Origin of the sequence: Mesorhizobium sp. ZC-5, assembly GCF_025753855.1 — a bacterium.
GTDB lineage: Bacteria > Pseudomonadota > Alphaproteobacteria > Rhizobiales > Rhizobiaceae > Neomesorhizobium.
Map to the genome: position 1 here is coordinate 139,692 of NZ_JAOWPT010000004.1, position 20,084 is coordinate 159,775.

Sequence of the window (20,084 nt, forward strand, 5' to 3'; positions counted from 1 at the left end):
AGCGCGATCTCCCCATTCGAGAGACTCTAACCGAAGAACAGCCACCCCGCGACGACGAAAGTCGGGATCAGCACCGCGCCGGACCAGAGCATGTAACCGAAGAAGCTCGGCATCGCGACGCCGCTTTCGCGGGCGATCGCGTAGACCATGAAGTTGGGCGCGTTGCCGATATAGGTGTTGGCGCCCATGAACACGGCACCTGTCGAGATCGCCGCCAGTGTCGTGGCAAGCGTGGTCATCAGGTGCTGCGGGTCGCCGCCGGCGAGTTCGAAGAAGACCAGATAGGTCGGCGCATTGTCGAGGAACGACGACAGAGCGCCCGTCATCCAGAAATAGGCGAGATTATTGGGGGCGCCATCCGCCCCGGTGACCAGCGCCACCAGCGGCGACAGCGCGCCGTCCATGCCGGCCTTCAGGATGGCGATCACCGGGATGATGCAGATGAAGATCGCTGCGAACAGCTTCGCCACTTCGAGGATCGGCCCCCAGTTAAAGCCGTTGGCGCGCCGGTATTCCTTGCGCGAGATGGCGAGCGAAACCAGCGCCAGCGCCACGATGATGACGTCGCGCACGACGTTCTGCAATTCGACATGCACGCCATGGACGTCAAAGACGACGCCCGGCTTCCACGTCGCCGACAGCAGGATGGCGCCGATGACACCGCCAAGCAGCGGCAGGTTGGGCAGGCCGCGAATGCGTATCTTCGAATCCGGCGTCGGGTCCTTGATCTTCGGCTGGCCGCCTTCGCGGTTGTGGAACCAGAGGTCGAGCGCGAAGAAGACGGCAAGCACGACGGCGCCGACGAACAGCGTCTCGGTGAGAAGGTGCTGCGTCGTCCAGAAAAAATCGACGCCGCGCAGGAAGCCGACGAACAGCGGCGGGTCGCCCAGTGGGGTGAGCGCGCCGCCGATGTTGGACACCAGGAAGATGAAGAAGACGACCACATGTGCATTGAACGGCCGGTTGTCGTTGGCGCGGATCACCGGCCGGATCATGATCATCGAGGCGCCGGTGGTGCCGACCACCGAGGCAAGGCAAGCGCCGATGAGCAGCAGGAGCGCGTTCACCGCCGGCGTGCCGTGGATGTTGCCGGCGACGAGAATGCCGCCCGAAATGGTGAACAGCGCGAACAGGAGGATGATGAAGGAGAGGTATTCGAGCAGCACCGTGTGCAGCACCGACGTCAGCGCCGTGCCGAACCCGAAGGAAAGCGCCATCGGCACGACGACCAGTGCCGCCCACACGGCGGCAATCTTGCCGTAGTGATGTTCCCAGAAATGAGCGTAGAGCAGCGGCCCCGTGGCGATCGACAGCAAAAGGCCGGCGAACGGCAGCGCCCACCACAACGACATGGCAGCGCCCGGCAGGTCGTGCGCCTCGGCGGCGAAGGCCGGCGATGCGGTCAGGATTGCCAGAAGGGTGATGGCGGCAGCCTTCGCCGCGCTGCTTGGAAAGAGCATGAGTCCCCCACGTGCTGTTTCCATAGCCAACTGGCACAGGAGGACCGATGTGTCGAGGGTCGGTGCTACTCTCCTTCCCGCAAAAACCCTTCGATCATCTCGGCGCAAAGTTTCGGCTTGGTGACCAAAAACATGTGGCCGTCGTCGATCAGTTCGAGGCGGGAGTTGGGGATCAACGCCTTCAGCATCTTCGCGTTGGCAAGCGGCACCAGCGGGTCGTCGGTGCCGGCCATGATGAGCGTCGGCTGGCGTAAGAGCCAGAGCCACGGCAGGCTCGTCCAGCCGGTCATCGCGAACAGCTGCAGCATGTAGCCGAATTGCGTCGCCCCCTTCATCGCCGCGGCATGCCGGCCGATCAGCGTCGGGTCCTTGCGGAATTCGCCGCCGTAAATCTCGGCGGCGATCGAGCGCATGTAGCCGGGATCGGTGTAGCGGCGCGGGCTCGCCATCTTGGCCAGCACATTCGGGGCTCCAGGCACCATGATGGCGCCGGGCGACGTCGCGGCGAGGATCAGCTTGCGGCACACCGCCGGGTACTGAAACGCGAATTGCTGCGCCAGCCCGCCGCCCCAGGAAACGCCTGAGATGTCGACGGTGTCGTGGCCGAGAATTTCGGCGAGCCGCTTGGCCAGCCGCGCCAGCGTCGACGGACGATAGGGGAAGGCAGGAGCTGGAGAGCCGCCGACGCCCGGCACGTCGAAGATGATGCCGCCGGTTTCTTTCAGCTCGGCCATGAACGGCTCGGCGAGCTCCAGATTGGCCCCGATGCCGTTGAACATCATCAGCGGCGGATTTTTGGGCGACCCATGCTTGATGCCGACGCGCAACAGCTGCCCGTCGACGTCGAAGACCTTGATCTCCATGGAGCCGCCGGCAGGCTTCTTCTTCGCTGCTGTCGCCACTATCCCACCCCGCCTGCTGATCCTGATCGACTCACGCCTCGAATATATAGGTACCCGGCGCCGCACCCAGCGCCTTGTATTTCTTGTTGCCCGGCGCCTTCGGCGCGTCGATCTCGTCGCCCGAATGCTTTTTCAGGAAGTCGGCCCAGTCGAGCCACCAGCTGCCTTCCTTCTTCTCGGCGGTCTGCGTCCACGCGTCGGCGTCCTTTACCTTGGTCGTGCCCTTCACGTACCAGGCCTTGGGATTGCCGGGCGGGTTCAAGAGGCTCTGCAGATGACCGGAATTCGAGAGGATGAAGGTGGTCTTGTCGCCATAGATGCGAGCCGTCTGGTAGACCGCCTTCCAGGGCGTGATGTGGTCGGTGGTGCCGGCGATCACATAGGTTTCGTGTTTCACCTTCTTCATGTCGATCGGCACGCCGTGGATCGACATCTTGCCCGCATTCATGAACGGATTGGTGAAGATCAGGTCGAGGAAATCGCCGTGCAGCCGCGCCGGCAGCCGCGTGGTGTCGGCGTTCCAGTAGAGCACGTCGAAGGCCGGCGGCTTGTTGCCGAGCAGGTAGTTGTTGACCCAGTAGTTCCAGATCAAATCGTTGGGCCGCATCCAGGCGAACATCTTCGCCATCTCGTGGCCGTCGAGGATGCCGCGCGCCTTGGACATCTGCTTGGCCGCCATGATCGATTCCGGCGTCACCAGGGCGGCGAAATCGTTGTCGGTCGCAGCCATCGTGTCGAGGACGCAGACGGCGAGGATGACGGCGTTGATCTTCTTCAGGTTCTGGCCGGCAAGCCAGGCGACGTAGGTCGACAGCGTGATGCCGCCCGAGCACGAGCCCATGATGTTGACGGTGTCGGCGCCGGTGATGTCGCGCGCCGCGTCGCAGGCTTCGTCGAGGGCCGCAATGTAGGTGTCGAGGCCCCAGTCGCGCTGCTCCGGCGTCGGGTTGCGCCACGAGACGCAGTAAGGCTGGATGCCGTTGGCGAGCAGGAAGCGGATCATGCTCTTCTCGGGCGCCAAGTCGACCGAATAGTACTTGTTGATCTGCGGCGGCACGATGAGCAGCGGCCGCTGGAAAACCTTGTCGGTGCTGGCGGTGTAGTGGATCAGTTCCAGCACCTCGTTGCGGAAAACCACCGTGCCCGGCGTGTTGGCGAGGTTTTCGCCGACCTTGAATTTCGACACGTCGACCGATGACGGCAGGCCGCCGTTCTTCGTCATGTCGTCGAAGAAATTCTTCAGTCCCGCCACCGAACTCTTGCCGCCGCTGTCGACCATCGTCTTCAGCGCGGTCGGGTTGAGCAGCGGATTGTTGGACGGCGCCATCGCGTCGACGAAGATCGAGGTGACGAGCCTTGCCCGCGCAGCATCCGGCTCCGGCAGATCGGTCCGGGCGACGAGTTCGGTCACCGCCTTGCCCCAGGCGACGTAGGATTGCATGAGGCCCTTGTGCAGGCCGCTGGTCTTCCAGGCCGGGTCGGCGAAGCGGCGGTCCTTGGGATCCGCCTCGATCTCCGACTGGCCAGTGACGATCTTGCCGAACTCGGTGGCAAACCCCATCCACTGCTGGGCGAGCGCCTGCGGCTGGCTGGCCATCGCCTTCATCACCGTGCCGGCGGCCTTCATCAGGTCTTCGGTGCGCAGGCCGACCAGCGGATTGAGCGCCAGCGTGTTCTGGCTGGCATCCTCGGCGATCTCGTCGGCCAGCGTCTTTTCCGCTCCGGGCTTCTTTGCCATCCGGTCCTCGCTTCCGCCTACCTGGCCTTGACCAGCATCGCCAGCGTCTCGGCGATCAGCGCCGGCTTTTCCTCGCCGTCGATCTCGACGACATTGCTGGACTTCATCAGGTATTGGCCGCCGCCCTTGTCGTCGAACGACACCAGCGTCGAGCGCAGCCTGACCTTCGAACCGACGCGCACCGGCGCGATGAAGCGCACCTTCTCGAGACCGTAGTTAAAGGCGGCGGCGGTGCCCTGCGGCAGCGCGCCAACCTCATAGCTCATCGCGGCGATCAGCGAGAGCGTCAGGTAGCCATGCGCCACCGGTGCGCGGAACGGGCTCTCGCGCTTGGCCCGCTCGACGTCGATATGGATCCACTGCCTGTCGCGGGTGCATTCGGCGAACTGGTCGATCATCGGCTGGTCGACGGTCACCCAGGACGAAACGCCGAGTTCCTTGCCCGCCATGCCGGCCAGCGCTTCGTAAGTCAGTGTTTCGCTCATTCAGGGTTCCTTGTCGGTTTGCGGGCGGCCGTCAGGCGGCGGGTTTCGTCATGTTCCTCACCGCCTCGTCGCGCAACTCGCGGCGCAGGATCTTTCCGACATTGGTGCGCGGAAGATCGTCGCGGAACTCGATGTATTTCGGCTTCTTGTAGCCGGTCAGGTTTTCCATGCAGAATTCGGAAAGCTCGTCCCTGGTCAGCGTCGGGTCTTTCCTGACGATGAACATCATCACCGCCTCGCCGGAATTCTTGTCGGGCACGCCGACGACGGCGCATTCCATGACACCGGGATGCATGGCGGCGACGCCTTCGATCTCGTTGGGATAGACATTGAAGCCCGAGACCAGGATCATGTCCTTCTTGCGGTCGACGATCCTGATGTAGCCGCGCTCGTCCATAACTCCAATGTCGCCGGACTTGAAATAGCCGTCGGGCGTCATCGCCTTTTCGGTCTCGTCGGGGCGCTGCCAGTAGCCGGACATGACCTGCGGTCCCTTGATGGCGATCTCGCCGCGTTCGCCGAGCGGCACGTCGTTGCCGTCGTCATCCAGCAGACGGATATCGACATTGGGAAGCGGCAGGCCGATCGTGCCGGTGTAGGCGTCGTTGTCGGTCGGGTTGCAGGTGATGCCGGAGGAGGTTTCCGACAGGCCGTAGCCCTCGACGATCGGGCAGCCGGTGACGGCGAGCCACTTCTTCGCCACCGCCTCCTGCACCGCCATGCCGCCGCCATTGGCGATGCGCAGTTGCGAGAAGTCGAGCTTGGCGAATTCGGGATTGTTGGCGAGCGCGTTGAACAGCGTGTTGACGCCCGGCATGACGTGGAACTTGTACTTGGCGATTTCCTTGACGGTGCCGGGAATGTCGCGCGGATTGGGTATCAGGATGTTGACGCCGCCGGTGCGCATGGCGAGCAGCCCGCAGCTGATGAAGGCATAGACGTGATAGAGCGGCAGCGCGCAGATGAAGGTGAGCTGGCCGGAAATGGCTTTGCGCTTCAGTCCCGGCAGCGTCCACGCCTCGGAGGCGAGCAGATTGGCGATGATGGTGCGGTGGAGCAGCGTCGCGCCCTTGGAGACGCCGGTGGTGCCTCCGGTGTATTGCAGCACCGCCACGTCGTCGGGCGTGATTTCCGGCTTGTCGAGCGGCTTGCCGCGGCCGGCGGCAACCGCCGCGTTGAACTTCACCGCACCGGGCAGCTGGTAGGCCGGCACCGCCTTCTTGACCTTTCGGATGACCATATTGACGATGGCGCCCTTCGGAAAACCGAGCAGGTCGCCGACACTGGCGACGATGACATGCTTGACCGGCGTTTCCTTGATCACCTGTTCCAGCGTGGTGGCGAAATTCTCCAGGATGATGATCGCCTGCGTGCCGGAATCCTTGAGCTGGTGCTCGAGTTCGCGCGGCGTGTAGAGCGGATTGACGTTGACGACGATGAAGCCGGCCCGCATCACCGCGGCGACAGCCACCGGATACTGCAGCACGTTCGGCATCATGATGGCGACCCGGTCGCCTTTCTTCAGGCCGAGCCCTTGCAGGTAGGCGGCAAGATCGCGCGACAGCCGGTCGATGTCGCCATAGGTCAGGGCCTTGTCCATCAGGACATAAGCCTTGTTGTTTCTGTATTTCTGGAAACTTTCCTCGATCAGCGCGACCACGGATGGATACTGGTCGACGTTGACCTCCGCCGGAACACCGGCCGGATACTGCGCAAGCCATGAACGCTGCATAGCGTCTCTCTCCCATTGGCCACGACGTTTCTTTTCAATCTAGACGCGCGCCGAAGGCTTGGGAAGCGGAGAGAAGCCGGCGAAGGGGCTTAATGAGCGGCGGACGCGGTGACGCTGCGGAAGCAGGAGAATTCGATTGCGCTTGGCAGATGCGCCGAAGATGGGAGCAGGAACGTCCGCCCCAGCTGGACGGTGACTCGGCCAGGTCCGGCAGATGCAGTCCCGCAGCGCAACGGAACATTCCTCATCGATATGTATTCAACACGCAGGCCGCAAATCGTGAAGGAAAGGAATTCGGATGCCAGTCGCCAAGGCACAAATGATGATCCGCAAGCCCGTCACGGAAGTCTTCCAATCGCTGATCGATCCTGCGATCACCTCCCATTTCTGGTTCTCCAAGGGTGCCGCGCCACTGGAGGCAGGCAAAAAGATTCGATGGGACTGGGAGATGTACGGCGTACACACAATCGCCGTCGTAAAGAACATCGAACAGAACAAGCGAATCCTGATCGAGTGGAACGGACCTGAAAACCCAAGTCTCGTCGAGTGGACGTTTGAGACCAAAGGCGACGGCCAAACCTTCGTCACGGTCAGAAACTGGGGCTTTTCCGGTGGGGTCGACGAAGCGATAAACTCCACGGAGGGCTTCACAAACCTCCTGGCAGCCATGAAATTCTACCTTGAACACGGCATCGAGCCCAATCTGGTCCTGGATCATGCACCGGACGCACGCGTCAGCGAGACGAGTGGTTAGGCCGAACGATCGGAAGCACCGGCGCCGAACACCCGATGTTCGCATTGGACGTCGTATGACCGTTGATTTGTGAGCGGCACTCCGTAATATCAGATGAAATATAACGGAGGCCGTCTATGTTGCTACGCTACCTGCTGATCGTCGTTGTCATGCTGGCAACAGCCACGATTGCCCGCGCAGAAGAGACAACGATCGAAATCGTTGGAATTGGCACACAGGCGATCCATCTCTCGCCGCAATCCCTGTCCGGGCTGCCGGTGGCGGAACGCGACGTCACCTTCCAGACGTCGAAAGGGCCATCCAGTGGCCACTACAAGGGCGTTCTGTTCTGGGATGTCCTGCAGGCGAACAAGGCGTTTGACGGCCTCGAGCACAATGGCGAGCTCGAGAAAACCTTTCTCGTCAGCGCAAAGGACGGGTATCAGATCGCCTTTTCCATCGGAGAGATCCATCCCGAGTTCGGTAACACGCCTCTGATCCTGGCGACCGAGGTCGACGGAAAACCGCTGGAGGGCGGTTGGCGCATAGTCGTGCCTGGCGACAAGCGCGGCGCACGCGCGATCCACGACATCACGAAGATCGAACTACGCTAGGCCGGAGCAAGCCGGTCGGCAATCAAGCGGGAAATGACATGAAAATCAGTGCACGCAACCAGCTCAAGGGCACCGTCGTCGAGGTGGTGAAGGGCGCCACCACGTCGCATGTGAAGATCGATATTGGCGGTACCGTCGTGACGGCGTCCATCACCAATGAAGCGGTCGCCGATCTCAACCTCGCCAAGGGCCAGCCAGCCTATGCCATCATCAAGGCTTCGGACGTGATGGTGGCTATCGACTGACGGCCTGTCTCCCAGCGGTTCGGGAGAGCAAGCTTCGGCCTGGCGGCCAGGATGACCGCCAGGGAATGGCGAATGGACGCTCAGCGGCTATTTGGCCGCGTCAGCCGCGCCGCGCCGCCTCGATCGCGGCAACGTCGATCTTCTGCATTTTCATCATGGCATCGAAGGCGCGCTTGGCTTCGGCGCCGCCGGCCGCCATTGCGTCAGTCAGTGCGCGCGGCGTGATCTGCCAGGAGACGCCCCATCTGTCCTTGCACCAGCCGCAGTCGCTCTCCTTGCCGCCGTTGCCGACGATGGCGTTCCAGTAGCGGTCGGTCTCCTCCTGATCGTCGGTGGCAATCTGGAACGAGAAGGCTTCGTTGTGCTTGAACACAGGCCCGCCGTTGAGGCCGAGACAAGGAATGCCCACAACCGTGAAGTCGACCGTCAAGACGTCGCCCTTCTTGCCGGAAGGGTTGTCACTGGGCGCATGGTGGACGGCGCTGACCGCGCTGTCGGGAAATGTCTCGGCGTAGAAGCGGGCGGCAGCCTCGGCGTCCTTGTCGTACCAGAGGCAAATCGTGTTCTTTGCAATATTCTTCGCCATCGCGTCTTCCTTTTCGCTTGAAGCCAGATTTCGGTGTTAGCCCGGCCCGCACCTTTCCGAACTAGGTCGCCAGCCGCTTTTCGCCACCCCTCAAGCATTCCGCCCCGGCGATTGCCTGGCGCAGCTAACCTCAATGTCATTCTCCGCTCAAGGTCGAAAGCTGACGCCCGATCCCGTTCGACCGCCTTGCCTTTGCCGACAATTCGGCGAATGATCGCGGAAAAGACGGGCGGCCCCAGCCAAGCCCGCGACCGGTGCGGTCAGGGAGGAACGCCATGAAACAGCTCGGCGGCATCGACGCGACGTTCCTCTACATGGAGACGCCGGAAACGCCGATGCATGTCGCCGGGTTGACGCTCTACGAGCCGCCGGCGGATTTTTCCGGTTCCTTCTTCGAGCACTTCAAGGAATTCTTCCTCACCCGCATGCACCTGGCGCCGATCTTCGAAAAGAAGCTGGCGCGGACCGTGCTGGAACTCGATCACCCGCTGTGGGTCGACGCCGGCGAACTCGACTTCGACTATCACCTGCGCCGCGCCACGCTGCCCGGTCGGGGCACATGGCGGCAGCTCGAGGACCTGGTCGGCGACCTGCATTCGGTGCCGCTCGACCGCACCCGGCCGCTGTGGCAGTTCACCGTCATCGACGGGCTCGACGACGGCAATGTCGCGATCTATTCGAAGGTGCATCACGCAGCTGTCGACGGTGGCGCCGGCATGGCGATCGCGGCGGCGCTCTACGACATGTCGCCGGTTCCGCGGACAGTGAAGCCGCCGGAGCCGAAGAAGAAGGCACGCAAACCGTCGATCGAGGAGCGCGCCATCCTCGGCATCAACGACGCGGTGCAGAACGTCATCCGCCAGCAACTCAACGTCATGCAGGCGATACCGCAGGTGCTGGGCACGCTGACCGACATGCTGGCGCCGCCGAAAGGCGGCCCGGACATCCCCGGAATTCCCGATGTGCTGGCGCCGAAAACCCCGTTCAACGTCACCATCACCAGCCAGCGTTCCTACGCGGCGCGCGCTCTGTCGCTGACCGATGCCAAGCTGGTGAGCAAGGCGACCGGCACGAAGATCAACGACGTGGTGATGGCGATCTGCGCCGGCGCGCTGCGGCCCTACCTGCAGGAGCGCAAGGCGCTGCCGAAGAACCCGCTGATCGCCTTCGTGCCGATCTCGCTGCGCGAGCCGGGCAATGCAGATGCTTCCAACCAGGTGTTCGGTATGCTCTGCCCGATCGCCACGCAGATCGAGGACCCGCTGGAGCGGCTGAAGTCGATCCAGAAGACGGCCAACGATTCGAAATCGCTGGCCGGAACGGTGAAGGACGTGTCGCCGAAGGATTTTTCGCTGCTCGGCGCGCCGATTCTTTTGCCGGGACTGGCGCAGTTCTATGGCCGCACGGGGCTTGCCGACCTGATGCCGTCGACCACCAACCTGACCATCTCCAACGTGCCGGGACCGCCCTTCCCGCTCTACTGCGCCGGCGCGAAGATTCTTGCGATGTATCCGGTGTCGATCCCGGTGCACGGCATCGCGCTCAACATCACCGTGCAGAGCTACCAGGACAAGCTAAACTTCGCCATCACCGCCGACCGCCGCGCCGTACCCGACCCGCAAGCGCTCGCCGACCTGTTCGAACCGGCACTGGAGGATTTGAAGCAGGCGCTGGCGAAACCGGCGCCGGCGGGGTGACGCGGGTTCACCTTCTTCCAAAAGAGAAGTGCTTCCCCAGCGGCACTTGCATATTTCGTTAGCCGTGCCCCTATATTGTCATCAGGGACTCGATTGATCGGTCACCGTCAGGAGGCGCAATGAACGCCCATGCCATGAAGCCCCCTTCCCGGCTGCTTTTCGCGCTGGAACTCAGGGCTTTCCCGGAACTCGGCGGCTTCGTCGCCTCGCTGCCGCTGCTGACCGCCCTTGCCCCGCGCGGCGACGGCCACCCGGTGCTGGTGCTGCCCGGGCTGGTGACCAGCGACCGCTCGACGGTGCCGCTGCGCAGCTTCCTCAAGGGCCGCGGCTACGCCACCTATGGCTGGGCGCTCGGCCGCAACTACGGCCCGCTGCCGGGCTTCGAGCAGAAGATGCTCGACCGGGTGAAAAAACTCGCCGACAAGCACGGCCGCAAGGTGAGCCTCGTCGGCTGGAGCCTCGGCGGCATCTATGCGCGGCAGTTGGCGAAGATGCTGCCGGACGAGGTGCGCGGCGTGATCACGCTGGGCAGCCCGTTCAACGGCGACCCGCGCGCCACCAATGCCTGGAAGCTCTACGAATTCACTTCCGGCCACAAGGTCGACGACCGCGAGCGCCATATGGGCGGCGCCATCTCGGATTCGCCGCCGGTGCCGACCACGGCGATCTTCAGCCGCAGCGACGGCATCTGTGCCTGGCAGAACTGCGTGGAGAACGACCTGCCCCACACCGAGAGCATCGAGGTGGAGGCGAGCCATTGCGGGCTTGGCCATCACCCCGCCGTGGTCTACGCCGTCGCCGACCGCCTGGCGCAGCCGGAAGGCCAGTGGAAAAAATTCGACCGCAGTGGTTTCAAGGCGCTGTTTTACCCCGACCCGAAGCGGGCTTGACCACGCCTATTTGCGGTTCTCGTAGCCTTCGCGGATCTCGTCCATCGTCTCGCGGATGCGCTCGCGCAGGATATCGATCGATTCCGTGCCCGATTTCTTGACGATCTCGGCCACCTCGCCGGCGTTCTTGACCGCCGCCTCAAAGCTCTTGCGGGCAAAATCCGCCTGCTTCGCCACCATGTCCTGCGGACCGCCGGGGGTGCGGAAATTCTGCGCCATCTCGGTGATCTCGTGCAGCGTGTCCTGCAGGATCTCGCGCTGCTTGGCCATCAGCGACGTGGCGCCGGCAGCCGAGGCGCGCGCCGATTTCTCCAGCGCCTCGAGGTTCTTGCGGTGGTGCGCCATGATCTTTTCGATGTCGACGTTCGGCATCTTCAGGTCCTGGCCGAACCTGGTGAAGACGTCCATGAAAGACTCGGATTCCGGTTTCTTGGCCATGACCTTCTCCCTGTTGTTGCACCCCGGCGCGCGGGTGGATGATGAGCTTAAGAGAAATGCAACCGGCCTTCAATTCGTCATCAGAAGCAGTTCGGCGGTGTAAAGCACGAGACCTGCCAGCCCACCGATGATCATGCCGTTGAAGCGGATATATTGCAGGTCGCGCCCGACATTGATCTCGATCAGCCGCGTCAGCTGGCCGAGGTCCCAGCCCTTGACCTGGTCGGCGATGAACTTCGACACGCCGCTCTTCTGGCTTTCGACGAAGGAGGCCAGTGCGACGACAAAACCCTGGTTCATGTCGGCGCGGATCTGCGGATCGGTCGAAAGATGCCGGCCGACCTCGACGAACATGCCGGCAAGATGCTCGCGGATCATCGACTTTTCCGATTTGGCGTCCTGCTCGAGGAAGCTGCGCATGCTTTCCCACATGTCCTGCGCCAGTTCGCGCACTTCCGGGCGCTGGATGAGGTCGCGCTTCATCTTCTCGGCACGGCGGGCGTAGTCGCGCGAATTCTTCAGCCGGTCGATGAATTTCATGACGAAGCGGTCGAACTCGGCCCGCATCGGGTGCTCCGGGTCCTTGCGCACCTCTTCCAGCAGCGAGCCGGCCGAAGCGACGATCTTCTTCAACAGATAGGCGTCGGCGCGGAACAGCTTGAACAGCGACGGCAGTTCATCCCTGATCTTGTCGCGCATCGCCGCCAGCGCATCGTCGTCGCTCAGGAATTTTCCCACCACCTTGGTGAATTCGTCGAACAGCTTCTGATGACGGCGGTCGTCGGTAAAGGCGGAGAGAAGTTCGGCGGCGAGCGGCGCCACCGGCATCTTCTCGACCTGCTCCAGCATGCGGCTGGTGATGAAACCGCGCAGGCCGGAGTTTTCGATCGCCGACAGCGTCTGCGGCACCAGCCGGGCGACGAAACGCGACAAGCCGGCGGCGCGCTCGGGATCGGAGAGCCAGTCGGCGACCAGCGCGGCGAAATCGACCTCGTTGAGTTTCTTGCGGATCGGCTGCTCGGCGAGGAAATTGACTTCGATGAAGCGGCCGAGATTGTCGGCGATGCGGTTCTGGTTTTCCGGGATGATAGCTGTATGCGGGATCGGCAGGCCGAGCGGCCGCTTGAACAGCGCCACCACCGCGTACCAGTCGGCGATGCCGCCGATGGTCGCGGCCTCGGCAAAGGCGGCAACGAAGCCGAGCAGCGGCCAGCGGTGTTCCAGCGACTTGGCCGCCGCGAAGATCGCGACACAGAGGACCAGCATGAAGGTTGCAACGGCCTTGGTCCGGCGCAGTGCGGCGAGTTTTTCGGCCTCGTCGGCGGCATGGCCCGCTGCAAGACCGGACGATGTGTGAAGATCGCTTGATGACATAGACGGGATACGTCCTGTTCGAGGCGGATGGCACTTCTCAAATAGCGGCTTTGCGCGGCGCTTGGAAAGCGCCGATGACAGGCCTGCTCCGCGGAAATGGTGCTTTCTAGTCCGATTTTCTACGCCGGATGAAAGTTTTCACGCAATAATTTCAAGGCTTTGTCAAAAATATTGCGTCGCACCAAAATTCTATATTGCACTGCACAATAGACCTGACTATATGACGGCCATTCCCCGGGTCGATGACGAACGGGGCCAACCATAGCTCCGATGAGGATGGAAAAATGACCAAGACCGCAAAGACCCCCGCCGCTGAATCGACCTATTTCGCCTCGGTCCAGAAGGCCATTGAAAATGTCCAGGGCAAGCTCGAAGTTCCGGCCGCCGCTCGCGATTTCGTGAAGCGCACCGCCTCCAGCGCCAAGGACCGCGCCGAGACCGTTCATACCGGTGCGGCCAACGCCACCAGCACCGTCGAGAAGTTCGCCACCTCGTTTGTCGGCGGCTACGCCAACTTCACCCGCGGCCTGCTCGATGCGACGCTCGCCAATGTCCAGCACGCCCTCTCGACCGTCGAGAAGGTTGCCGGCGCGCAGTCGATCAATGAAGCCGTCCAGATCCAGGCCGATTTCGTTCGCGAGAACGCCCGTGCCAATTTCGACCGCGTCCGCGACGCGGCCGACACTGCCAAGTCCGTCGTAACCGAAGGCGCGAAGAACGCCCAGGCTGAGTTTTCCAAGCTCTATGGCCAGAAGGCCGCCTGAGTTTTCTTTGGAACCGGTACGACGCAAAGGCCCGCGCAAGCGGGCCTTTTTCGTTTCTGCAATCAACTGAAATCGGAAGCCCGCCTTACGCGGCGCCGATGCCGGAAATGCTGGCGTGGCCGAGGCCGAGCGACAGCGATACGACGACCGGCGCCAGATCGATGACGCCCATCGTCTCGCCAGCCTCGAAGACCAGTTCGGCGCCAAACTTGCGCGCCAGCGCCTTCATCGCCTGGTTCTCATGGTGAGTGGTGACCAGGAGCCGCGTGTAGCCGAGCCCGAGCGCGTTGACGATAAGTCGCTCGAACAGCCGGCTGCCGATGCCGCGATGCTGCAATCCGCGTTCGACGCTGAAAGCGATCTCGCCGGTCGCAATGGGGTCTTCGGGCCGCTCATGCAGTTCGGCGGCGCCCAGCACCCTGCCCTCCTCGACATAACCGATCACGGTGGTGCCGTCGGAAAAGCAGCGATTGGCGTAGCTGGCGACGAACGCGTCGTCGGTGATGCCGTTGAAGCGATCACGACGGCTTTCCGCGTCCAGCCTCAGAAGGTGGTCGCGAAACAGCGGCAGATCGGAAGGCCTGAGTTGCCTTATCGTGCCCGCGGGCGCGATGGCATGGGATGCAATCTTTTGCATGTCGCACTCCTCGTGGGTTCCTCCCCGAGTCGCTCGACTCTCGACAGCGCTAATATTGTGCGCCGCAACATCAATTGCAAGACCTTTACGTCAACGTAAGGTAAGCTTGCGGACGCGATAAGACGGGTTCAATTCCCCGCCCACACATCCAGCACATAACGATTGTCGCGGCTCATCTGCTCGATCCAGGCGTCCGCCAACGCCGGATCGGTATCCTTTTCCTCGGCATAGAGCGTCGCCAGCGCGCGTTTGACGTCGGGCTCCATGCGCGAGCCGTCGCCGCAGACATAGACATGCGCGCCGGCCTCGATGAGTTCCCACACGCGGCTACGGTTCCTGCGCAGAAGGTCCTGCACATAGGTCTTTTCGCCATCATGGCGCGAAAAGGCGACATGCAGTTCGACAAGCCCCTTGGCCGCCATCTCTTCCAGTTCCTTGCGGTACAAAAAGTCCTGGTCGGGGTGGCGGCAGCCGAAGAACAGCATCGCGGCCCCGAGTTTTTTGCCGGCAGCCGCGAGCAAGGCGCGTTCCTGCAGGAAGGCGCGGAACGGCGCCAGCCCGGTGCCGGGGCCGATCATAACGATCGGTTTTTGCGGATCGTCCGGCAGCCGGAAACCGGCCTTGGTCTCCTTGATCGAGGCGTGCACGATGCTGCCCTCGCCGCAGTCGACCAGATGGGTGGAGCAGACGCCCTTGTAGACGCCGTTTCCGGAGCGCGCCGCGCCCTCGACGACGCCGACGGTGACGGCGCAGCGGCCGGGTTCGGCGTTCGGCGACGACGAGATCGAATAATAGCGGGGGCTGAGCAGCGGCAGCATTTCGAGATAGAGCCCGAACGGCAGTTCGCAGGCCGGGAATTCTTCAAGCAGATCGAGCACGGATTTGCGCCTGGCGAAAACCTCCGACTTGTAGGCGTCGACACCGTTCGACGCCTCGCCGGCCAGCCTTTCCAGTTTTGGTTTTGTTACCGGGCAGCGGGTGTGCTCGGCCATCGTCTGGATCTGCTTGCGCGTCGCCACATGCTGCAGCTCGACATAGTCGGACAGGATGTGGCGCACCGACAGCGGCCCGTCGACCGGGAACGGCGCATGGCGGCCTCCCGTCGTGCGCAGCCTGATCTGCGCGTCGGGCGCGAAACCGAAGCGTTTTTCGACGCGCTCGACCAGCGCCTTGCTGTTGACCGGCACGACGCAGAGATGATCGCCCGGCCGGTAGGTCTGGCCTTCCGGCAGCGCCACCTCGATATGGCGGGTCGAGCGGCCGGAGGCGGCGATATCCTGCAATTCGCGATTGGCGACGATCTGCATCGGCCTGGCGCCGGACAGGCCGATGGCGGGGTTCACCGGCGCGCCGGAGACGATCTCGACGTCATAAAGCGGCTCGGCCTTAGCCTGGTCGGAAAAGTCGATGTCGAGCTTCAGCGCTTCGCCGACCTGCGGCCACAGTCTGTCGAACCAGTCCTGGAAATGGCCGTCGAGATCCTCGCGCGCATCGGCCTCGCCGCGCGGCATGATGCGGCGGCCGCCCAGCGCTTCCATGCGCTCGTCGAGATAGCGCGGCGTCGCCTGGAAGGTCGATGCCCAGTCGCGGTTGCCGCAGCCGAAGACGAGATAGTTGACGTTCGCCGCATCGCCCGGCTTGGCCTCATCCAGCCATTTGACGAACTTCGCCGCGTTGTCAGGCGGCGCGCCGTTGTAGGAAGCACTGGCGATGATGACGGCGCCCTCGGTCGGCAGATTGCCGGCATGGGAATCGAGGTCGGCCAGTTTCGTGTCGAAACCGTTGAGCTCGGCCGAGTTGGCGATGGTCCGCGCCAGTTCCTCGGTGGTGCCGAGATTGGAGCCGTAGAGGATCGTCGCCCTGGTGCCGTGGCTCGGCCGCCGCGTCACTTCCGTCTCGGCCCGGTTGTCGTTCTGGCTGGCGAGTCCTGCCCCCGGCACCACGGCGCTGCGCGTACGCCCCGGCCGTGGCTTGACCTTGATGGTGAAGCCGTCCGGCTTGATCGACAGCGTCTCCTTGATCCTGAGCTGGTATTTCTTGTGGTCGAACATCTGGAAGCGCTGCAGGATCATGCCGAGCACCATGGTCGCTTCCTGCATGGCGAACTGCCGGCCGATGCAGGCGCGCTGGCCGTTGCCCCATGGCTTGAAGGCGTTGGGCGGGCGCAAAGCCTCGGCTTCGCGCGAAAAATTGTCCGGGTTGAACTTTTCAGGCTCCGGCCCCCATACCGACGGGTCGCGGTGCAGCATCAGCGTCAGAAGCGTGACGAAGGTTCCCTTCCTGATCTTGTACTGCCCGCCGATCACCTCGTCCTTGTAGGGGTAGAGGCCGATCGCCGGCGCCGTCGGGTAGAGCCTGAGCGCCTCGTTGAGGATCTGTTGGACATAGGTGAGCTGGTTGACCTTCTGGATGGTCGGCTGCACGGCAAGATCATTGCCGAGCACGCGGTCGACCTCCTCATAAGCCCTGGCCAGCACGTCCGGATTGTTGACCAGGAAGTAGAGCGTGAAGGAGAGTAGTCCCGACGTCGTCTCGTGGCCGGCGATCAGGAAGGTGTTGATCTGGTAGCGGATGTTCTCGTCGGACAGGCTTTCGCCGGTCACCTTGTCGACGCCGGCCAGCATGAAGTTCAAAAGATCCTTCTGGCTCTGGCCGCCACCGCCACGCCGCCGTTCGCGGATGATGTCGTCGACCAGCTTGTTCATGAAGGCGACGTCCTCTTTCAGCTGGGCGAGCCGCCTGGTCAGGATCACCTTCTCGAACGGCAGCCCGCGCTGCACCATGCAGGTTTCCAGCGTGCGGGTCAGCGCGTCGATGAAGGGATGATAGTCGCGCCGGTAGAAGGAGTTGAAGCGGTAGTCGAACCCGCAGATGCCGATCGTGTCGAGCGCCAGTGCCGTCATGTCATGCACGACATCGACCTCGTCGTCGGCGTTGAGCCGCTCCCACTTGGTGCAGAGCTGTTCGGCAATGTCGTACATCAGCGGCAGGTAGCCGGCCATGGCGCGCTGCGCGAATGTCGGCAAAAGGATGTTGTGCGCCTTGCCCCAGTTCGGCTCCTGCGTGTCGCCGGTGAACAGCCCGTCGCCGGCGAGCGCCCGGATGCGCCTCAGCGAGCCGCGCACCGCCTTGTCGAAGCGGCTCTCGTCGCAGATTTCCTCGACGAGGTCTGCGCCGGAGACGACCACCAGCGGCGTGCCCATCATGTTCAGCCAGAAGATCGGCCCGTGCTCGCGGGTCAGCTGCATCAGGCTCTGCAGCGGCGCGTCGCTGTCGACGGTGAGCATGTTACCGATCAGCGGCTTGCCGGCCGGGTTGGGAATGGGATGAAGCGCGTTTGCCGGCGCCATGAGCATGCTCCCCATATTCTCCGGTCAAAGCCGGTATTTCCCCGATTAATCGCGAGATTTGCCGGAAAGGCAAGCAGAGCGCGGTCGTTCGGATGGACCGCGCCAATGACGTTGCGGAAGTTGAGGGATGTCCGCACTTCCCGCCGTTGAAGGCGCCACATTCCCGTGCCAAGAGACGGCATGGCTTTTTTCACCCATCGGATCGTCCTGGGGTTCGGGCTGGCCCTTTTGCCGGTCGCCAACGCGCTGGCCGCCGAATGCCCGGCGCCGAAAGCGCTCACCTTCACCGTCGAGAAAAAAATCACCCGCAGCGCGACCGGCTATACGCAGGGCCTCGAGTTCCGTGACGGCAAGCTCTACGAGAGCACCGGCCGCACCGAGGGCGAGACACGGCTCAACACCATCGGCCTCGACGGCCAGGTGACAGTGCTCGCCGACCTCGGCACCTCGGTGTTCGGCGAAGGACTGACGGTCCTCGACAACCAGGTTTTCCAGCTGACCTGGCTCGAAAATGTGGTTTTCGTCTACGACCTCGACGGCAGGGAGTTGCGCCGCATGGAAAACCCGCATGGCGGCTGGGGCCTGGCCAGCGACGGCAAGAACCTGCTGTTCACCGACGGCGAGGGTTTGCTGCGTTATGCTGACCCGAAGACGTTCGAGATCACGCGCGAGGTTCCGCTGCGCAGCGCGGGAGGCGTGCCGCCGACCGCCCTCAACGAACTCGAATATGTCGACGGCAAGCTTTACGGCAACATCTATACGACCGACTGGATCGTGCGCGTCGACCCCGACAGCGGCTGCGTCGAGGCTACCGCCGACATGTCACCATTGCGCGATATCATCACGCCCGGCGAAGCGGACGCCATCGCCGCCAGTTACGAAAACGTGCTGAACGGCATCGCCCGCGATCCGGCGACAGGAGAATTCTACATCACCGGCAAACGCTGGCCGATGATCTATGTCGGGCGATTCAACGAGCCGAAGTAGGCCTTGCTCAGTTCGGCCTGCTGCATTCATTCCTGTTTCAGGGAGTCAGCGCCATTGGATATGGTTGGGCTCAGCTTCACTTTGGTGCGGATTTTTCCAGCGCGGCCTTGACGCGCGCGATCGCTACAGGAGCGTCGGGATCCGAGGGGTTGAGTTCGGCAAAGCGTTGGTAATCTTTCAGGGCCGGCTGAAAGTCCCCCTTCTGCTCCGATGCCATCCCGCGATTATAGTAGGCCGTAGCGTCTTCCGGCGCCAATCGGATGGATTCGCTGTAATCCGCAATCGCTCGGTCGTGGTCGTCCTTTTTTCCCCACGCGATCCCACGATTGAGGTAAGCGCCGGCGTGTTTTGCGTCCAGCCGGATGGCTTCGCTGTAATCTGCAATGGCTTTGTCGTGGTCGCCCATTCCAACCCACGCGAAACCACGGACAATGTAAGCTTCCGCGTCGTTCGGGTTCAATCTGACGGCTTCGTTGAAATCGGCAATGGCCGCGTCGTAATCGCCCTTTCCAGCCCGCGTGAAACCGCGGGCAAGGTAAGTTTTTGCGTCTTTCGGGTTCAATCTGATGGCTTCGTCGAAATCCGCAATCGCTTTGTCGGGGTTGCCCGTTCTTCCCCACTCGAAGCCGCGATAATAAAACGCTTCCGCATCGTTCGGGTTCGCCTCGATGGCACTGTCGCAAGCGGCTATAGCCTTGTCGCCGGATTCCCGGGCGCATTCGTCGCGAGCACTTTGAGCGAACGCCGAAGTCGGGCACGACACGCTGGCCAAAAGCATTCCCGCGACAGCTAACGGACCTAGGGACGCCATATGAAATACTCCAAGACCTGGCCGGCTATTGCCCGCAATTGTTGGAGATGAGTGACAATGCGGATGCGATACGCTCGCGGGGGACCTGGCCTGACAGGACACAGCATTCACCGGAACCCATGGAGATGAATTCGATCATGCAGCTCTTCCCGTCGGAAGACGTACAGAAATCAGGGCTGGCATCGAAGAAGTGACCCATCTTCGTGGCATCCCCGCGTGGCGGCAACAGCCCGCGGAACTTTGAAAAGTCCAGCATGTCGCGCCTGTCCGGCTCTTTGCCGTTCATGGTGGTGGATGTCTCGAACTTACAGCCGTCGATCTGGCGGATGGCAGTTTCAAACCAGTCTCCGTGGCCGCAGTCGAATCTGTATTTTGCCGGAGAGCCGGGTGTCACCGTAGGCGCGTGAATCTCTCCGCACAGGCTTCCGGTTATGAGGCCGTCCTCAAGCCCGTAAGCAGCCAGCGCCACGGCCTCTTCCGGCGTCTGCGCATTCGCGCCTGCCGCATGGACCGAGACAGCCAGCAAGAACAGGAGTCGGACCATCGTGGTGCACTCCAGAGTTGTTGGACCATTACAAGATACCCCATCGTCGGCAGCTTTCACAGCGTCCCTTCATATGCGCCTGCGTCATCGATCGGCG

19 protein-coding genes are annotated in these 20,084 nt (G+C 62.7%); 7 read left to right on the plus strand and 12 right to left on the minus strand.

What is annotated here, in order from left to right; translation table 11 throughout:
• Window positions 1-26: 26 nt before the first annotated feature.
• The 5 genes from OHD58_RS12850 to OHD58_RS12870 all read right to left on the minus strand — a co-directional run bounded on the left by OHD58_RS12850 (window position 27) and on the right by OHD58_RS12870 (window position 6,317).
• The gene (locus OHD58_RS12850; protein WP_263803749.1) at window positions 27-1,460 is read right to left on the minus strand and encodes a sodium:proton antiporter; all 1,434 of its coding nucleotides are present in this window, start codon (window positions 1,458-1,460) and stop codon (window positions 27-29) included.
• 65 nt (window positions 1,461-1,525) lie between these two features.
• On the minus strand, window positions 1,526-2,362 hold the full coding sequence (phaZ, locus tag OHD58_RS12855; RefSeq protein WP_263803750.1) for a poly(3-hydroxyalkanoate) depolymerase: 837 nt from the start codon (window positions 2,360-2,362) through the stop codon (window positions 1,526-1,528).
• A gap of 31 nt (window positions 2,363-2,393) precedes the next feature.
• Window positions 2,394-4,100, minus strand: coding sequence for an alpha/beta fold hydrolase (locus tag OHD58_RS12860; RefSeq protein ID WP_263803752.1), 1,707 nt, complete (start codon window positions 4,098-4,100; stop codon window positions 2,394-2,396).
• A 17-nt stretch (window positions 4,101-4,117) separates the two neighbouring features.
• Complete coding sequence (locus OHD58_RS12865; protein WP_263803753.1) at window positions 4,118-4,585, minus strand: MaoC family dehydratase; 468 nt, start codon at window positions 4,583-4,585, stop codon at window positions 4,118-4,120.
• Between the two features lie 31 nt (window positions 4,586-4,616).
• Window positions 4,617-6,317: a long-chain-fatty-acid--CoA ligase gene (locus OHD58_RS12870; RefSeq protein ID WP_263803754.1), complete on the minus strand. Its 1,701-nt coding sequence runs from the start codon at window positions 6,315-6,317 to the stop codon at window positions 4,617-4,619.
• A 298-nt stretch (window positions 6,318-6,615) separates the two neighbouring features.
• Between OHD58_RS12870 and OHD58_RS12875 the strand changes: the two genes are divergently transcribed.
• From OHD58_RS12875 to OHD58_RS12885, 3 genes are all read left to right on the plus strand, one after another.
• On the plus strand, window positions 6,616-7,071 hold the full coding sequence (locus OHD58_RS12875; RefSeq protein WP_263803755.1) for an SRPBCC family protein: 456 nt from the start codon (window positions 6,616-6,618) through the stop codon (window positions 7,069-7,071).
• 116 nt (window positions 7,072-7,187) lie between these two features.
• Entirely contained in the window at window positions 7,188-7,664 is a 477-nt protein-coding gene (locus OHD58_RS12880; RefSeq protein ID WP_263803756.1) for a hypothetical protein, read from the plus strand.
• A 38-nt stretch (window positions 7,665-7,702) separates the two neighbouring features.
• Window positions 7,703-7,909, plus strand: a complete 207-nt coding sequence (locus OHD58_RS12885; RefSeq protein ID WP_263803757.1) for a TOBE domain-containing protein — start codon at window positions 7,703-7,705, stop codon at window positions 7,907-7,909.
• 100 nt (window positions 7,910-8,009) lie between these two features.
• Here OHD58_RS12885 and OHD58_RS12890 read toward each other — a convergent pair whose 3' ends face one another.
• Complete coding sequence (locus tag OHD58_RS12890) at window positions 8,010-8,483, minus strand: VOC family protein (protein ID WP_263804211.1); 474 nt, start codon at window positions 8,481-8,483, stop codon at window positions 8,010-8,012.
• Window positions 8,484-8,770: 287 nt separating this feature from the next.
• Between OHD58_RS12890 and OHD58_RS12895 the strand changes: the two genes are divergently transcribed.
• Together OHD58_RS12895 and OHD58_RS12900 are read left to right on the plus strand one after the other, a co-directional pair.
• Window positions 8,771-10,192 carry a WS/DGAT/MGAT family O-acyltransferase gene (locus OHD58_RS12895; RefSeq protein WP_263803758.1) on the plus strand — a complete coding sequence of 474 codons (1,422 nt, stop codon included), beginning with the start codon at window positions 8,771-8,773 and terminating at the stop codon, window positions 10,190-10,192.
• A 119-nt stretch (window positions 10,193-10,311) separates the two neighbouring features.
• Window positions 10,312-11,082 (plus strand): esterase/lipase family protein, encoded by a 771-nt coding sequence (locus OHD58_RS12900; RefSeq protein WP_263803760.1) that lies wholly within the window; start codon window positions 10,312-10,314, stop codon window positions 11,080-11,082.
• Between the two features lie 6 nt (window positions 11,083-11,088).
• Here the strand turns inward: OHD58_RS12900 and OHD58_RS12905 are convergent, their stop codons facing one another.
• The gene (locus tag OHD58_RS12905; protein ID WP_263803761.1) at window positions 11,089-11,520 is read right to left on the minus strand and encodes a phasin family protein; all 432 of its coding nucleotides are present in this window, start codon (window positions 11,518-11,520) and stop codon (window positions 11,089-11,091) included.
• A gap of 69 nt (window positions 11,521-11,589) precedes the next feature.
• Window positions 11,590-12,894: a DUF445 domain-containing protein gene (locus OHD58_RS12910; RefSeq protein WP_263803762.1), complete on the minus strand. Its 1,305-nt coding sequence runs from the start codon at window positions 12,892-12,894 to the stop codon at window positions 11,590-11,592.
• A 284-nt stretch (window positions 12,895-13,178) separates the two neighbouring features.
• Here OHD58_RS12910 and OHD58_RS12915 point away from each other — a divergent pair, with 284 nt between their 5' ends.
• Entirely contained in the window at window positions 13,179-13,658 is a 480-nt protein-coding gene (locus tag OHD58_RS12915) for a phasin family protein (RefSeq protein ID WP_263803763.1), read from the plus strand.
• 85 nt (window positions 13,659-13,743) lie between these two features.
• Here the strand turns inward: OHD58_RS12915 and OHD58_RS12920 are convergent, their stop codons facing one another.
• The gene (locus tag OHD58_RS12920) at window positions 13,744-14,295 is read right to left on the minus strand and encodes a GNAT family N-acetyltransferase (protein ID WP_263803764.1); all 552 of its coding nucleotides are present in this window, start codon (window positions 14,293-14,295) and stop codon (window positions 13,744-13,746) included.
• 128 nt (window positions 14,296-14,423) lie between these two features.
• Window positions 14,424-17,645: a bifunctional cytochrome P450/NADPH--P450 reductase gene (locus OHD58_RS12925; RefSeq protein WP_263803765.1), complete on the minus strand. Its 3,222-nt coding sequence runs from the start codon at window positions 17,643-17,645 to the stop codon at window positions 14,424-14,426.
• Between the two features lie 180 nt (window positions 17,646-17,825).
• On the opposite strand from OHD58_RS12925, the gene OHD58_RS12930 reads away from it, so the two are divergent.
• Window positions 17,826-18,632, plus strand: coding sequence for a glutaminyl-peptide cyclotransferase (locus OHD58_RS12930; protein WP_263803766.1), 807 nt, complete (start codon window positions 17,826-17,828; stop codon window positions 18,630-18,632).
• Window positions 18,633-18,708: 76 nt separating this feature from the next.
• Here OHD58_RS12930 and OHD58_RS12935 read toward each other — a convergent pair whose 3' ends face one another.
• Both OHD58_RS12935 and OHD58_RS12940 read right to left on the minus strand, forming a co-directional pair.
• Window positions 18,709-19,395, minus strand: coding sequence for a tetratricopeptide repeat protein (locus OHD58_RS12935; RefSeq protein ID WP_263804212.1), 687 nt, complete (start codon window positions 19,393-19,395; stop codon window positions 18,709-18,711).
• Between the two features lie 73 nt (window positions 19,396-19,468).
• Complete coding sequence (locus tag OHD58_RS12940) at window positions 19,469-19,987, minus strand: hypothetical protein (protein ID WP_263803767.1); 519 nt, start codon at window positions 19,985-19,987, stop codon at window positions 19,469-19,471.
• Window positions 19,988-20,084: the final 97 nt, after the last annotated feature.